Annotated in this window: 9 protein-coding genes and 1 tRNA gene; all 10 read left to right on the forward strand. The window is 70.3% G+C overall.

Translation table 11 applies throughout. The annotated features are described in order from the left end of the window. The first annotated feature begins 237 nt into the window (after positions 1 to 237). The 10 genes from ACFQ6N_RS33620 (at position 238) to ACFQ6N_RS33665 (ending at position 14,734) form a co-directional block, all read left to right on the forward strand. Positions 238 to 1,113: a hypothetical protein gene (locus tag ACFQ6N_RS33620; protein ID WP_380657432.1), complete on the forward strand. Its 876-nt coding sequence runs from the start codon at positions 238 to 240 to the stop codon at positions 1,111 to 1,113. Between the two features lie 426 nt (positions 1,114 to 1,539). Next, a complete protein-coding gene (rplJ, locus tag ACFQ6N_RS33625; RefSeq protein WP_380657433.1) occupies positions 1,540 to 2,103 on the forward strand; it encodes a 50S ribosomal protein L10 in 564 nt (187 codons plus the stop codon). A 112-nt stretch (positions 2,104 to 2,215) separates the two neighbouring features. Then, complete coding sequence (gene rplL, locus ACFQ6N_RS33630) at positions 2,216 to 2,596, forward strand: 50S ribosomal protein L7/L12 (protein ID WP_363648534.1); 381 nt, start codon at positions 2,216 to 2,218, stop codon at positions 2,594 to 2,596. 698 nt (positions 2,597 to 3,294) lie between these two features. Further along, positions 3,295 to 6,771, forward strand: coding sequence for a DNA-directed RNA polymerase subunit beta (gene rpoB / locus ACFQ6N_RS33635; protein WP_380657434.1), 3,477 nt, complete (start codon positions 3,295 to 3,297; stop codon positions 6,769 to 6,771). 100 nt (positions 6,772 to 6,871) lie between these two features. Next, a complete protein-coding gene (locus ACFQ6N_RS33640; RefSeq protein ID WP_380657436.1) occupies positions 6,872 to 10,765 on the forward strand; it encodes a DNA-directed RNA polymerase subunit beta' in 3,894 nt (1,297 codons plus the stop codon). A 203-nt stretch (positions 10,766 to 10,968) separates the two neighbouring features. Then, positions 10,969 to 11,042 (forward strand) — tRNA-Met (locus tag ACFQ6N_RS33645). 177 nt (positions 11,043 to 11,219) lie between these two features. Beyond that, complete coding sequence (locus ACFQ6N_RS33650) at positions 11,220 to 11,894, forward strand: DUF4097 family beta strand repeat-containing protein (RefSeq protein WP_380657438.1); 675 nt, start codon at positions 11,220 to 11,222, stop codon at positions 11,892 to 11,894. Positions 11,895 to 11,997: 103 nt separating this feature from the next. Continuing rightward, complete coding sequence (locus ACFQ6N_RS33655) at positions 11,998 to 13,182, forward strand: sensor histidine kinase (RefSeq protein WP_380657440.1); 1,185 nt, start codon at positions 11,998 to 12,000, stop codon at positions 13,180 to 13,182. Beyond that, positions 13,179 to 13,859 carry a response regulator gene (locus ACFQ6N_RS33660; protein ID WP_380657442.1) on the forward strand — a complete coding sequence of 227 codons (681 nt, stop codon included), beginning with the start codon at positions 13,179 to 13,181 and terminating at the stop codon, positions 13,857 to 13,859. Before ACFQ6N_RS33655 ends, ACFQ6N_RS33660 begins: the two co-directional genes overlap by 4 nt. A gap of 260 nt (positions 13,860 to 14,119) precedes the next feature. Then, entirely contained in the window at positions 14,120 to 14,734 is a 615-nt protein-coding gene (locus ACFQ6N_RS33665; protein ID WP_380657444.1) for a hypothetical protein, read from the forward strand. Positions 14,735 to 14,854: the final 120 nt, after the last annotated feature.

Here is a 14,854-nt window from a genome sequence, read left to right on the forward strand (position 1 = left end):
GCGAACCCGCGAACCCGCGGAGCGGGGAGCCGGCGCGGTCGGCTCCCCGCTCCGCCCCGGCCCCTCCGCCGCGGGGCCCGCGACTCCTCCGACCCGGTGGTTCCGCCGGGACCGCGCGGCCCGACGAGGGGGCCGCCACCGGGCGGACGGGGGACGGGTGGCATCGTGGCCGGGACGAGGGGCGCCGCCGGACGGCGGACGCCGTCGGACAGCGGTGGGGCGAGGAAGGGAACGGACGTGGCGGCACGGCAGCGCTTGGCGGCAGTGGCCGTGGTCGCCCTGCTCACGAGCGGGCTGAGCGGATGCGGCGGGGCAGACGCGCCCGCCACGCCGTCCGGCAGCCCGACCCCGTCCAGCGCCTCGCCGACCAGCTCCTCCCCAAGCGCGCAGGCCAAGCCGACCGACCGCTCCCCGCACGGCGTGCTGCTCTCCGCCCAGCTGGCCATGCAGACCGCCCGCCGGGCCAAGGTCAGCTACCGGCTCGGCGCGGACGCCGGATCCGGCCCGCTGTTCTGGCAGCCGAAGACGGCGCTGCAGATCAAGCGGTCCACCCCGGCCGACGCCGAGCAGCTGATCGTCGTGGACACCGTCGCCTACCAGGGCGGCGACGCGGCCACGGCGGCCCGCCAGGGCGGCCGGCACTGGGAGCGCTTCACCGTCCCGCCGGACGCGGACGGGCACAAGGAGATCCCGTACGCCGGGCTGATCGACCTGCTGAACCCGGTCGAGGCGCTCGCCGCGGCCACCGTCGACGGTGCGGACGCCGCCTTCGTCGGCGAGGAGAAGTACGAGGACTCGACCGTCGAGCACTACCGGGTCACCACCACCGCCGAGAAGTACGCGGCTGCCCAGACCCAGCTCACCCAGGCCCGCCGGGACGGCCTGCGGGCCGCGCTCGCGCCCGGCGGCTCGCTCTCGCTCACCCTGGACCTCTGGCTCAACGACAAGGACCAGCTGGTCCGGATCCAGCGCACCGGCAGCGGGGACAGCGGCCGGGCGGACGACTCGGTGCTCTACACCGACCTCGGCGGGGCACTGCTCTCGGCCCAGGCGCCGGCCGAGGCGGACACCGTGGACACCGGCGTCCGGACGGTCTCCCCGCTGGCCCGCTGAGGCCCGCCGCCGAGGCCCGTCGAGGTTCTCCGGGGCCGCGCAGGGGCGGGGCCGGGACCGGGCCGGGACCGCCCGGGAGCCCGCCGCGGTTGCTCCGTCCGAGGGCGATTTGCCCCGGACGGACGGATCCGGCTAATCTGGCGGAAGCCAAAGACCGCTGGTTGTCGCCGTGTCCCGCAAGGGAGCCGGTGGCCGAAGGATCTGCGACTCGTCGCAGGCAGCCCGCGCAGGTGTGTCTGGAGCTTCGACCTCCGGGTTCCGCGTTCGCGCGACAGCCCGTCGAGATCGTCACGAGCCCCGTGCGCCTGCGCACCGGGGCTCATTGCATTTGCGCAAGAGCTTCCTTCGCACCAGCCGGTCCGCGGCGGAATCGGTCGACTTTCGTGGTCGGCCTGACTTCTACATCACGGAAGGAGGCGTAAGCCTATGGCCAGGCCTGACAAGGCTGCTGCTGTCGCCGAGATCACGGACAAGTTCCGTGGCTCCTCCGCGGCGCTGCTGACCGAGTACCGCGGTCTCTCGGTGAAGCAGGTCAAGACCCTGCGTCGCTCGCTCGGCGACAACGCCGAGTACGCCGTGGTGAAGAACACGCTGACCAAGATCGCGGCCAATGAGGTCGGGATCACGGAGCTCGACGACCTGTTCAACGGTCCGACGGCTGTTGCCTTCGTCACCGGTGACCCGGTGGAGTCGGCGAAGGCTCTGCGTGACTTCGCCAAGGACAACCCCGCTCTCATCATCAAGGGCGGTGTCCTTGACGGTAAGGCGCTGTCCGCCGATGAGATCAAGAAGCTCGCGGACCTCGAGTCCCGCGAGGTGCTGCTCGCCAAGCTGGCGGGTGCCCTGAAGGCCAAGCAGTCCCAGGCTGCCGCGCTCTTCCAGGCCCTGCCGTCGAAGCTCGTCCGCACTGTGGACGCGCTGCGCGACAAGGTCGAGCAGGGCGGTGCCGGTACGCCGGCTCCCGCCGCCGAGGACGCCGCCGCCGAGTAATCGCACCATGCCCCTCTGGGGTGTGGCGGCAGGCTAACGCCTCGCTGCGGGCCCGTGCCCGCCCAACCCGTACATCCGGCACCACCTGCCGATTTAGTGGAAGGACGCCATCATGGCGAAGCTGTCCCAGGACGAGCTGCTCGCGCAGTTCGAGGAGCTCACCCTCATCGAGCTCGCTGCCTTCGTGAAGGCCTTCGAGGAGAAGTTCGACGTCACCGCCGCCGCCCCGGTCGCGGTTGCCGCCGCCGGTGGCCCGGCCGCCGTTGAGGCCGTCGAGGAGCAGGACGAGTTCGACGTCATCCTCGATGGTGCCGGCGACAAGAAGATCCAGGTCATCAAGGAGGTGCGCACCCTGACCTCCCTCGGCCTGAAGGAGGCCAAGGACCTCGTTGACACCGCTGGTGCCAAGGTCCTGGAGAAGGTTGCCAAGGACGTTGCCGAGAAGGCCAAGGCTGCCCTCGAGGGTGCCGGCGCCAAGGTCACCGTCAAGTGATCTTGCGCCCCCTCTGAGGGGGCGTGCGGCCGGGCCGATCACCCTTGCGGGTGGTCGGCCCGGCTTTTTCGCGTTCCGGGGCGCCTGCCGGGGCGCGGGCCGCCGTTGCCCCGTCCGGGTCGCCACGGGCCACCGGTGTGGCCGAACGTCCACTCGGCAGCGTCGGTGCCGGGGGGTATGGTGATCAACGTCGTCGAGGCGGCCCCCACCACGGCTTCTGTAACGCCGGAGGGGTCGGGACCGATGGACGGGGCGAGGTCCGCGTCGTCAGCGGGCCCTTGACGAACCTGGCGCGGCGCGCGATTCTCAAGGCGCGAGTCCGCCCGGTTGGTTCGCTGCTGGATGCATAACCAGTGGCTCAGGCGGGAAATGACTCCACGTGAGTTAGAGCAGTACCCGGTGGGCGTCCGCGCCCGCCGGCTACCGGGAGGAGTCTCCGATTCGGTCTCCGAATCAGAGCTGGACAGCAGTGTGGCCATTGGCTACACTGTCCCTTTGCGCTGCCTGTTAGCTGCTCCGTGACTCGTCGCCCGGAGTTTGCGTTGCCCTGAAGGGGTCTGGCATCGCCTCCGCAAAGCGGCTCTGACCTGGGGTTTCGACCCCGGCGGAGGCCAGTGGCGAGGGAGGCGGGACCAAGCCCAAGCAGGCCCGGCTGGTACGCGCGTAGTGAGCTCCGAGCCCTCGGAAGGACCCCCCTCTTGGCCGCGCCGCGCAACGCCTCGAACAATTCCGCCGCATCCACCGCCCCTCTCCGCGTCTCCTTCGCGAAGATCAAGGAGCCCCTCGAGGTCCCGAACCTCCTGGCCCTGCAGACTGAGAGCTTTGACTGGCTGCTCGGAAACGCGGCCTGGAAGTCCCGGGTCGAGGAGGCGCTGGAGAACGGTCTGGACGTCCCCACCAAGTCCGGTCTGGAGGAGATCTTCGAGGAGATCTCCCCGATCGAGGACTTCAGTGGGTCGATGTCCCTGACCTTCCGCGACCACCGTTTCGAGCCGCCGAAGAACTCCATTGACGAGTGCAAGGACCGCGACTTCACGTTCGCGGCCCCGCTCTTCGTCACGGCCGAGTTCACCAACAACGAGACCGGTGAGATCAAGTCTCAGACGGTCTTCATGGGCGATTTCCCGCTCATGACCCACAAGGGCACGTTCGTGATCAACGGCACCGAGCGTGTCGTCGTGTCGCAGCTGGTCCGCTCCCCGGGTGTGTACTTCGATTCCACCCTGGACAAGGTGTCCGACAAGGACATCTACTCCTGCAAGGTCATCCCCTCGCGTGGTGCCTGGCTGGAGATGGAGATCGACAAGCGCGACATGGTCGGCGTCCGCATCGACCGCAAGCGCAAGCAGTCCGTCACCGTGCTGCTCAAGGCGCTCGGCTGGACCAACGAGATGATTCTCGAGGAGTTCGGCGAGTACGAGTCCATGCGCAACACCCTGGAGAAGGACCACACCCAGGGCCAGGACGACGCGCTGCTGGACATCTACCGCAAGCTGCGTCCCGGCGAGCCGCCGACGCGCGAGGCCGCGCAGACGCTTCTGGAGAACCTGTACTTCAACCCGAAGCGCTACGACCTCGCGAAGGTCGGCCGTTACAAGGTCAACCGCAAGCTGGGCAACGCCGAGTCGCTGGACTCCGGCGTGCTCACCGAGCCCGACATCATCGGTGCGATCAAGTACCTGGTGAAGCTGCACGCGGGCGAGACCGAGTGGCGTGACGGCGAGGGCCGCGACATCGTGGTCGAGGTCGACGACATCGACCACTTCGGCAACCGTCGCCTGCGCAACGTCGGCGAGCTCATCCAGAACCAGGTCCGTACGGGTCTCGCCCGTATGGAGCGCGTCGTGCGTGAGCGCATGACCACCCAGGACGTCGAGGCGATCACGCCGCAGACCCTGATCAACATCCGGCCGGTCGTCGCCTCCATCAAGGAGTTCTTCGGCACCAGCCAGCTGTCGCAGTTCATGGACCAGACGAACCCGCTGTCGGGCCTGACCCACAAGCGTCGTCTGTCCGCCCTCGGTCCCGGTGGTCTCTCCCGTGAGCGCGCCGGCTTCGAGGTCCGTGACGTGCACCCCTCGCACTACGGCCGCATGTGTCCGATCGAGACCCCCGAAGGCCCGAACATCGGTCTGATCGGGTCGCTGGCCTCGTACGGCCGGGTCAACGCGTTCGGGTTCATCGAGACCCCGTACCGCAAGGTCGTCGACGGCGTGGTCACCGAGCAGGTCGACTACCTGACCGCCGACGAGGAGGACCGCTACGTCATCGCCCAGGCGAACGCGCCGCTGACCGCGGACCTGCACTTCGCCGAGCCGCGTGTCCTGGTCCGCCGCCGTGGTGGCGAGATCGACTACATCCCGGGCTCCGAGATCGACTACATGGACGTCTCGCCGCGCCAGATGGTGTCGGTCGCGACCGCCATGATCCCGTTCCTCGAGCACGACGACGCCAACCGCGCGCTCATGGGCTCGAACATGATGCGCCAGGCGGTGCCGCTGCTGAAGAGCGAGGCCCCGCTGGTCGGTACCGGCATGGAGTACCGCTGCGCCGTCGACGCCGCGGACGTCATCACCGCCGAGAAGGCCGGTGTCGTCCAGGAGGTCTCGGCCGACTACGTCACCGTGGCGAACGACGACGGCACGTACACCACGTACCGCGCCGCCAAGTTCACCCGCTCCAACCAGGGCACCGCCTTCAACCAGAAGGTGCTCGTGGACGAGGGCGCCCGGGTCGAGGTCAACCAGGTGCTGGCCGACGGCCCGTGCACCGACGAGGGCGAGATGGCCCTCGGCAAGAACCTGCTCGTGGCGTTCATGTCGTGGGAGGGTCACAACTACGAGGACGCGATCATCCTGTCGCAGCGCCTCGTGCAGGACGACGTCCTCTCCTCGATCCACATCGAGGAGCACGAGGTCGACGCCCGTGACACCAAGCTCGGCCCGGAGGAGATCACCCGGGACATCCCGAACGTCTCCGAGGAGGTCCTCGCCGACCTCGACGAGCGCGGCATCATCCGGATCGGCGCCGACGTCGTCACCGGCGACATCCTGGTCGGCAAGGTCACGCCCAAGGGCGAGACCGAGCTGACCCCGGAGGAGCGCCTGCTCCGCGCGATCTTCGGTGAGAAGGCCCGTGAGGTCCGCGACACCTCGCTGAAGGTCCCGCACGGTGAGTCCGGCAAGGTCATCGGCGTGCGCGTGTTCGACCGCGAGGAGGGCGACGAGCTCCCCCCGGGTGTCAACCAGCTGGTCCGCGTCTACGTGGCCCAGAAGCGCAAGATCACCAACGGTGACAAGCTCGCCGGCCGTCACGGCAACAAGGGCGTCATCTCCAAGATCCTGCCGGTCGAGGACATGCCGTTCCTGGAGGACGGCACCCCGGTCGACATCATCCTGAACCCGCTCGGTGTCCCGTCCCGAATGAACCCCGGGCAGGTCCTGGAGATTCACCTCGGGTGGCTCGCCAAGCAGGGCTGGGACGTCTCCGGCCTCGCCGACGAGTGGGCCCAGCGCCTCCAGGCGATCGGCGCCGACCAGGTCGACGGTGGCACCAACCTCGCCACCCCGGTCTTCGACGGCGCCCGAGAGGACGAGATCACCGGCCTGCTGGACAACACCACCCTCACCCGTGACGGTGAGCGCCTGGTGAACTCCACCGGCAAGGCCCGGCTGTTCGACGGCCGCTCCGGCGAGCCGTTCCCGATGCCGGTCTCGGTCGGCTACATGTACATCCTCAAGCTGCACCACCTGGTCGACGACAAGCTGCACGCCCGTTCGACCGGTCCGTACTCCATGATCACCCAGCAGCCGCTCGGTGGTAAGGCGCAGTTCGGTGGTCAGCGCTTCGGTGAGATGGAGGTGTGGGCCCTCGAGGCGTACGGCGCGGCCTACGCGCTGCAGGAGCTCCTCACCATCAAGTCCGACGACGTGCTCGGCCGCGTGAAGGTCTACGAGGCCATCGTCAAGGGCGAGAACATCCCCGAGCCCGGCATTCCCGAGTCCTTCAAGGTTCTCATCAAGGAAATGCAGTCGCTCTGCCTCAACGTGGAGGTGCTGTCCTCGGACGGCCAGTCCATCGAGATGCGGGACTCCGACGAGGACGTGTTCCGCGCCGCCGAGGAGCTCGGCATCGACCTGTCCCGGCGCGAGCCCAGCAGCGTCGAAGAGGTCTGACGGAGGCCGGGCCGGCCGCACGACCGCGGCCGGCCCGCCCCCAGGCCCCCCTCAGACCACATGAACGACTCTCGACTTACGAAAGAGGGCTTGACGACCAGTGCTTGACGTCAACTTCTTCGACGAGCTCCGCATCGGCCTGGCCACCGCCGACGACATCCGCCAGTGGTCGCACGGCGAGGTCAAGAAGCCGGAGACCATCAACTACCGCACCCTGAAGCCGGAAAAGGACGGGCTCTTCTGCGAGAAGATCTTCGGCCCCACCCGGGACTGGGAGTGCTACTGCGGCAAGTACAAGCGCGTCCGCTTCAAGGGCATCATCTGTGAGCGCTGCGGCGTCGAGGTGACCCGCGCCAAGGTGCGCCGCGAGCGGATGGGCCACATCGAGCTGGCCGCCCCGGTCACCCACATCTGGTACTTCAAGGGTGTCCCGTCCCGCCTGGGCTACCTGCTGGACCTGGCGCCGAAGGACCTCGAGAAGGTCATCTACTTCGCCGCCTACATGATCACCTGGGTCGACGACGAGCGCCGCCAGCGCGACCTGCCGTCCCTGGAGGCGCACGTCTCGGTCGAGCGCCAGCAGATCGAGAACCGTCGCGACTCCGACCTCGAAGGCCGTGCCAAGAAGGCCGAGACCGACCTGGCCGAGCTGGAGGCCGAGGGCGCCAAGGCCGACGTGCGCCGCAAGGTGCGCGAGAGCGCCGAGCGCGAGATGAAGCAGCTGCGCGACCGCGCGCAGCGCGAGCTCGACCGCCTCGACGAGGTGTGGGCCCGCTTCAAGAACCTCAAGGTCCAGGACCTGGAGGGCGACGAGCTGCTCTACCGCGAGCTGCGCGACCGCTTCGGCACCTACTTCTCCGGCTCGATGGGCGCCGCGGCCCTCAAGGACCGCCTGGAGAGCTTCGACCTGGCGGAGGAGTCCGAGCGCCTGCGCGAGATCATCCGCACGGGCAAGGGCCAGAAGAAGACCCGTGCGCTGAAGCGCCTCAAGGTCGTCTCCGCGTTCCTGCAGACCACCAACAAGCCCAACGGCATGGTGCTGGACTGCGTCCCGGTCATCCCGCCGGACCTGCGTCCGATGGTGCAGCTGGACGGTGGCCGCTTCGCGACCTCCGACCTGAACGACCTGTACCGCCGCGTGATCAACCGCAACAACCGCCTGAAGCGCCTTCTCGACCTCGGTGCCCCCGAGATCATCGTGAACAACGAGAAGCGCATGCTCCAGGAGGCCGTCGACGCGCTGTTCGACAACGGCCGCCGCGGCCGTCCGGTCACCGGTCCGGGCAACCGCCCGCTGAAGTCCCTCAGCGACATGCTGAAGGGCAAGCAGGGTCGTTTCCGTCAGAACCTGCTCGGCAAGCGAGTCGACTACTCGGCCCGTTCGGTCATCGTCGTCGGCCCGCAGCTCAAGCTGCACCAGTGCGGTCTGCCGAAGGCCATGGCGCTGGAGCTCTTCAAGCCGTTCGTGATGAAGCGCCTGGTCGACCTGAACCACGCGCAGAACATCAAGTCGGCCAAGCGCATGGTCGAGCGCGCCCGCCCGGTCGTGTGGGACGTGCTCGAAGAGGTCATCGCCGAGCACCCGGTCCTGCTGAACCGTGCGCCCACCCTGCACCGCCTCGGCATCCAGGCCTTCGAGCCCCAGCTGGTCGAGGGCAAGGCCATCCAGATCCACCCGCTCGTCTGCACCGCGTTCAACGCGGACTTCGACGGTGACCAGATGGCCGTCCACCTGCCGCTCTCCGCGGAGGCGCAGGCCGAGGCCCGCATCCTGATGCTGTCCTCGAACAACATCCTGAAGCCGGCCGACGGTCGCCCCGTCACCATGCCGACCCAGGACATGGTGCTCGGTCTGTTCTTCCTGACCTCGGACCGCGAGAACGTGAAGGGCGCCGGCCGCACCTTCTCGTCCACCGCCGAGGCGATCATGGCCTTCGACGCCCGCGAGCTGGACGTCCAGGCCCCGATCGAGCTGCGCCTCGGCGCCGGCACCGTCCCGCCGCGCGGCTGGACCGTCCCGGTGGACGAGGACGGCCAGCCCGGCTGGTACGAGGGCGAGCCCTTCCGTCTGGGCACCACCCTGGGCCGCGCGCTCTTCAACGAGCTGCTGCCCGAGGACTACCCGTTCGTCGACTACGAGGTGGGCAAGAAGCAGCTCTCCGCGATCGTCAACGACCTGGCGGAGCGCTACCCCAAGGTCGTCGTCGCGGCGACCCTGGACAACCTGAAGGCGGCCGGCTTCCACTGGTCGACCCGCTCGGGTGTCACCGTCTCCATCTCCGACGTCGTCGTCCCGCCGAACAAGCCCCAGATCCTCGAGGGCTACGAGGCGAAGGCGGAGAAGGTCCAGCGTCAGTACGAGCGCGGCCTGATCACCAACGACGAGCGCAAGCAGGAGCTCATCGGCATCTGGACCCAGGCGACCAACGAGGTCGCCGAGGCCATGAACGAGAACTTCCCGAAGACGAACCCCATCTTCATGATGGTCGACTCGGGTGCTCGTGGAAACATGATGCAGATGCGCCAGATCGCCGGTATGCGTGGTCTGGTGTCGAACGCCAAGAACGAGACCATCCCGCGACCCATCAAGGCGTCGTTCCGTGAGGGTCTCACCGTGCTGGAGTACTTCATCTCCACCCACGGTGCCCGTAAGGGTCTGGCGGACACCGCCCTCCGTACCGCCGACTCCGGCTACCTCACCCGTCGTCTGGTCGACGTCTCCCAGGACGTCATCATTCGCGAGGAGGACTGCGGCACCGAGCGCGGCCTGAAGCTGTCGATCGGCTCCGTGGGCGCCGACGGCGTGCTGCGCAAGGCCGACGACGTCGAGACCAGCGTCTACGCCCGCATGCTCGCCGAGGACATCACCGTCGACGGCAAGCTGCTGGCCACCGCGAACACCGACCTCGGTGACGTGCTGATCGACGAGCTGATCCGCCACGGCATCGGCGAGGTCAAGACCCGCTCGATCCTGACCTGTGAGTCGGCCGTCGGCACCTGCGCCATGTGCTACGGGCGCTCGCTGGCCACCGGCAAGCTGGTCGACATCGGTGAGGCGGTCGGCATCATCGCCGCCCAGTCCATCGGTGAGCCCGGTACCCAGCTGACGATGCGTACCTTCCACACCGGTGGTGTGGCCGGTGACGACATCACCCAGGGTCTGCCGCGTGTCGTCGAGCTCTTCGAGGCCCGTACCCCGAAGGGTGTGGCCCCGATCTCCGAGGCCACCGGCCGGGCGCGGATCGAGGACACCGAGAAGACCCGCAAGATCGTCGTCACCCCGGACGACGGCAGCGAGGAGATCGCCTACCCGGTCTCCAAGCGCGTCAAGCTGCTGGTCAGCGAGGGCGAGGCGGTCGAGGTCGGCCAGAAGCTGACCATGGGCGCCACCAACCCGCACGACGTCCTGCGCATCATGGGCCAGCGTGCCGTCCAGATCCACCTGGTGGCCGAGGTCCAGAAGGTCTACAACTCGCAGGGTGTGTCGATCCACGACAAGCACATCGAGATCATCATCCGGCAGATGCTCCGCCGCGTGACGATCATCGAGTCGGGCGACGCCGAGCTGCTCCCGGGCGAGCTCGTCGAGCGCGGCCGCTTCGAGACCGAGAACCGTCGCGTGGTCGCCGAGGGCGGTCACCCCGCCTCCGGCCGTCCGCAGCTGATGGGTATCACCAAGGCCTCGCTGGCCACCGAGTCCTGGCTGTCGGCTGCCTCCTTCCAGGAGACGACCCGGGTCCTCACCGACGCGGCGATCCACGCCAAGTCGGACCCGCTGCTGGGCCTCAAGGAGAACGTCATCCTCGGCAAGCTCATCCCGGCCGGTACGGGTCTGCCCCGCTACCGCAACATCCGGGTGGAGCCGACCGAGGAGGCCAAGGCCGCGATGTACTCGGCCGTCGGCTACGACGACTACGACCTGTCGCCCTTCGGCGCCGGCTCCGGCCAGGCGGTTCCGCTGGACGACTACGACTACGGCCCGTACACCGGCTGAGTCCAGGTCTCCGATCGCAGGGCGGTCACCCCAACCGGGGTGGCCGCCCTGCGGCGTTCCCGGGAGCCGCTGAGGGGTGGCCGAGGGGCGGGCCGGCGGGCCTTCGGGAGCCGGCCGGTGGGGGTTCTGCGGGGGCCGGTGGAGGGCGTCGGGGAATCCGGTTAGGAGATCCGGACGAAGTCGCGTAAGGTTGTGTTTACCGACGCGGGGTGGAGCAGCTCGGTAGCTCGCTGGGCTCATAACCCAGAGGTCGCAGGTTCAAATCCTGTCCCCGCTACAAATCGAAGGGCCCGGAGGCATTCAGCCTCCGGGCCCTTCGGCGTTCCCGGGTGCCGGCCGGTGGACTCGCTCCTGCGGGGGAGTGCCGGGAACCGCTCCGCAGAGGGAGGTGAAGGACGGTGCGGGCGGGGGAGGCTTCCCGTGTCGGGTTCACATGGCTTGTGAGGGGGCCGGGATGAAGCGGGTACTGGGCGCGATGGCGGTCACGGCGGCGGTGCTGGTCGGGACGTCGGCCTGCGGGCCGGGCGGGGATGACGAGCAGCACCGGACGGTCGGCTACGGGGTGGCCGAGCCGGTCAAGGAGCTGGTGGTCGACGGCGGGAACGGCGCCGTGGAGGTGACCGGCGGCGGCGACACCGTGCACGTCGTCGAGGAGCAGGGGTACAAGGGGGAGGCGCCGAAGACCACCCACGAGGTGAAGGACGGCACGCTCCGGCTGACGTACGACTGCAAGCACTGCGGAGTCGGCTACACCGTGCAGGTGCCGGCCGGGACCAAGGTGCGGGTGAAGGCGGCCAACGGCGGCATCAAGCTGAACGGGCTGGCCGGCGATGCGGAGGCCGAGGTGATGAACGGCGGGGTCGAGGCCGGCGGGCTGACCTCCGCGCAGGTGAAGCTGACCGCGGTCAACGGCGGGGTGCGGGTCGGCTTCGCCGCCGCGCCGACCAGGGTGGAGGCGACGACCGCCAACGGCGGGGTGCGGGTGACGGTGCCGAGCGGGGAGGCGTACGCCGTGGACGCGCAGGCGTCGGTCGGCGGGGTGGACGTGGGCATCCCCTCGCAGCCGGGGGCGGCGCGCACCATCAGCGCCCGGGCGGAGACCGGCGGTGTGACGGTCAGCGGTGCCTGACCGGGACGTCCCGCTGGTCCTGCCGGTGGGGCATGATCTTCTCCGCGGGGGAGGCGTTCCCCGCTACGGGGGACGCGTCCCCCACGACGGGGGAGGTGGCGGGGTGGAGCGTGTGTGGGGCCGGGTCGTCGGGCCGGCCGGGCCGGGGCCGTACGTGGCGGACTCGCTGTTGGCGCTGATCGCGGCCGGCGTGGCGGTCTGGTCGGTGTACCAGGACGCCACGGCGCGGCCGTGGTGGATCTACCTGCTCGCGGTGGCGACCGCGCTGGCGCTGCCCTGGCGGCGCCGGGGGCCGCTGACGGTGCTGGCGCTGGCGACGACGCCCTCACTGGTGATCTCCGCCGTGGCGCACTCGGCGAACCCCCAGGTGCCGCTGGCCGCGGTGATCGCCCTCTACACGGTGGCGGAGCGCTCCTCGGACCGGGTGCGCTGGAGCGTGCTGGCGGTGGTGGTGGCCGGCAATGTCCTCGGCACCCACTCGCCGAACGGCGCGCTGTTCAGCCTGCTCACCTCCGTCGGCACCTTCGTGTTCGGCTCGCTGGTGCGCGCCCAGCGGCAGTTGGCCCGGGTGCAGGCGGAGCGGGCCCGGGAGGCCGGTGAGCGGGCGGCGAGCGACGCCGCGCGGGCGGTGGCGGAGGAGCGGGCCCGGATCGCCCGGGAGATGCACGACATCCTGGCGCACGCCGTCTCGCTGATGGTGATCCAGGCCGAGGCCGGCCCGGTGGTGGTGCGCGGCGATCCGGACCGGGCGATCCGCACGTTCGACACCATCGCCGACGCCGGTCGTGATGCGATGGTCCAACTGCGGCGGGTGCTCGGAGTGTTGAAGGACCCGGAAGCGGACCGGCAGCTGGCGCCGCAGCCCCGGCTGTCCGAACTCGCGGACGTGGCCGAGCGGGTGCGCGGCGCAGGTCTGCGGGTCGAGCTCGAACTCCCGGAGGACCGGCGCGCGTTGCCGGCCGACGTGGAGGCGGCGGCGTACCGGATCGTGCAGGAGGCACTGACCAACACGGTCAAGCACGCCGGGGCCGACCGGGCCGCGATCCGGGTGCGGCGGGCCGGGGAGGTGCTGGAGGTCGTGGTCTCCGACAACGGCCGCGGGGTGCCGACGACGGTCGACCGTACGGTGGGCGGCTGGTCCGGCGGCCGCGGGCTGGTCGGCATCCGGGAGCGGGCGACGGCCTGCGGCGGGCGGGCCGAGGCCGGCCCGGGACCGGAGGGCAGGGGATTCCTGGTGAGCGCCCGGCTGCCGCTGGGGGCGGGTGCGATGGAGGGAGTGGGCGGATGACGCCGATCCGGGTGGTCGTCGCGGACGACCAGGAGCTGGTGCGGGCCGGGTTCGGGATGATCCTGGACGCGCAGCCGGACATCGAGGTGGTGGCCGAGGCCCGCGACGGTGCCGAGGCGGTGGAGGCGGTGCGCGAGCACGGCCCGGACGTGCTGCTGCTGGACGTGCGGATGCCGGTGATGGACGGGCTGGAGGCGGCCCGCCGGGTGTGCGCGGAGTTCCCGGCCACCAAGGTGATCATGCTGACCACCTTCGACATCGACGACTACGTCTTCGACGCGCTGTACGCCGGGGCCAGCGGCTTCCTGCTCAAGGACGTCCGCCGGGACGACCTGGCGCACGGGGTGCGGATGGTCGCCTCGGGGGAGGCGCTGCTCGCGCCCTCGGTGACCAGGCGGCTGATCGGCGAGTTCGCCGCCCGCCGGCCCGGGGCGCCCCAGCGGGCGGTGCGGCCGCCGTCCGGGCTGCTGGAACAGCTGACCCTGCGGGAGCAGGAGACGCTGCGGCTGATCGCGCGCGGGCTGTCCAACGCGGAGATCGCGGCCGAGCTGGTGGTCAGCGAGCACACGGTGAAGACCCACGTCAGCAATGTGCTGAGCAAGCTCGGGCTGCGGGACCGGGTGCACGCGGTGGTGTTCGCGTACGAGGCCGGTGCGGTGGTGGCGGGGGAGTCCTGAGCTGTCCTGGGCGGCCCTGAGCGGTCCCGAGCGGTCCTGGGCGGCCCTGAGCGGTCCCGAGCGGTCCTGGGCGGCCCTGAGCGGTCCCGAGCGGTCCTGGGTGGTCCCGAGCGGTCCTGGGCGGTTCGGGCCGGTCCTGGGCCTCCTCCCTCCGGAGGGGGAGCCGCCCGGTTCGCCGGTACGGGTGATCCGCGACGAGGGCCCGGACCGACAGCATCTGTGGTGTCGAGAACGACCACCGGCCCCGCAGGAGAACGCAGATGAACGCCACCCGCAGCACCCGCCTCACCACGTACGCCGTCGTCGGCGCCCCCGCGCTGCTGGCCCTCTACGGCGGGATCCGGCTGGTGCCGGGCTCCCGGGAGCCCGGCCTCGGCTGGACCCTCGGCCACACCGCGATGTTCGCGGCACTGCTGCTGTTCGCCCCGCTCTTCCTGGCGCTGCGTCGGCTGCTCGCACCGCGTGGCACGACCGCCGGGCGGGTCGCGGCGGGGGCCGCGTCGGCCACGGCCTTCGCCGGGCTGGCGGCCTCGCTGGCGCAGATCGGGATCGACCTGGTGGTCGGCCTGGCGGCGGCGGACAAGGCCGAGCAGTCGCGGCTGTTCGACCGGGTCCAGGACGTCCCGGGGGTGCTGCCGGTCGTCTACCAGGTCGGCCCGCTGCTCTTCTACGTCGGCCTGCTGGCGCTGCTGACCGCCGCCTCGGTGGGTCGGGCCCGGGCGCTGCGCTGGTGGAGCCCGGTGCTCGCGCTGGTGGGGACGGTCGCCTCGGCCGCCGACCTGGCACTGATCCCGCTCGCGGCCGTCTGCTTCCTGGTGGCGCTGAGCCCGCTGGCCCGGCCCGTCCCGGCGGGGCTTCACCCGGTCGCGGCCTGACCGGCGGGCGCCGGGCCGGCAACCGCCGACGGGCGGCCGCTCCCACGGGGGAGGTCGGCGGCGGCGAGCAGGTCGTAGCGGGGGAGTTCGCCGCACCAGCCGGTGAGGGTGGCGGTGACC

It is taken from the genome of Kitasatospora sp. NPDC056446 (assembly GCF_042796115.1).
Classification (GTDB): domain Bacteria; phylum Actinomycetota; class Actinomycetes; order Streptomycetales; family Streptomycetaceae; genus Kitasatospora.

Bases quoted from the DNA above. Each gene is read 5' to 3' on its own strand.
- rplJ (WP_380657433.1), top strand. From the start codon at position 1,540: ATGGCCAGGCCTGACAAGGCTGCTGCTGTCGCCGAGATCACGGACAAG.
- rplL (WP_363648534.1), top strand. From the start codon at position 2,216: ATGGCGAAGCTGTCCCAGGACGAGCTGCTCGCGCAGTTCGAGGAGCTC.
- ACFQ6N_RS33650 (WP_380657438.1), top strand. From the start codon at position 11,220: ATGAAGCGGGTACTGGGCGCGATGGCGGTCACGGCGGCGGTGCTGGTC.
- ACFQ6N_RS33660 (WP_380657442.1), top strand. From the start codon at position 13,179: ATGACGCCGATCCGGGTGGTCGTCGCGGACGACCAGGAGCTGGTGCGG.
- ACFQ6N_RS33665 (WP_380657444.1), top strand. From the start codon at position 14,120: ATGAACGCCACCCGCAGCACCCGCCTCACCACGTACGCCGTCGTCGGC.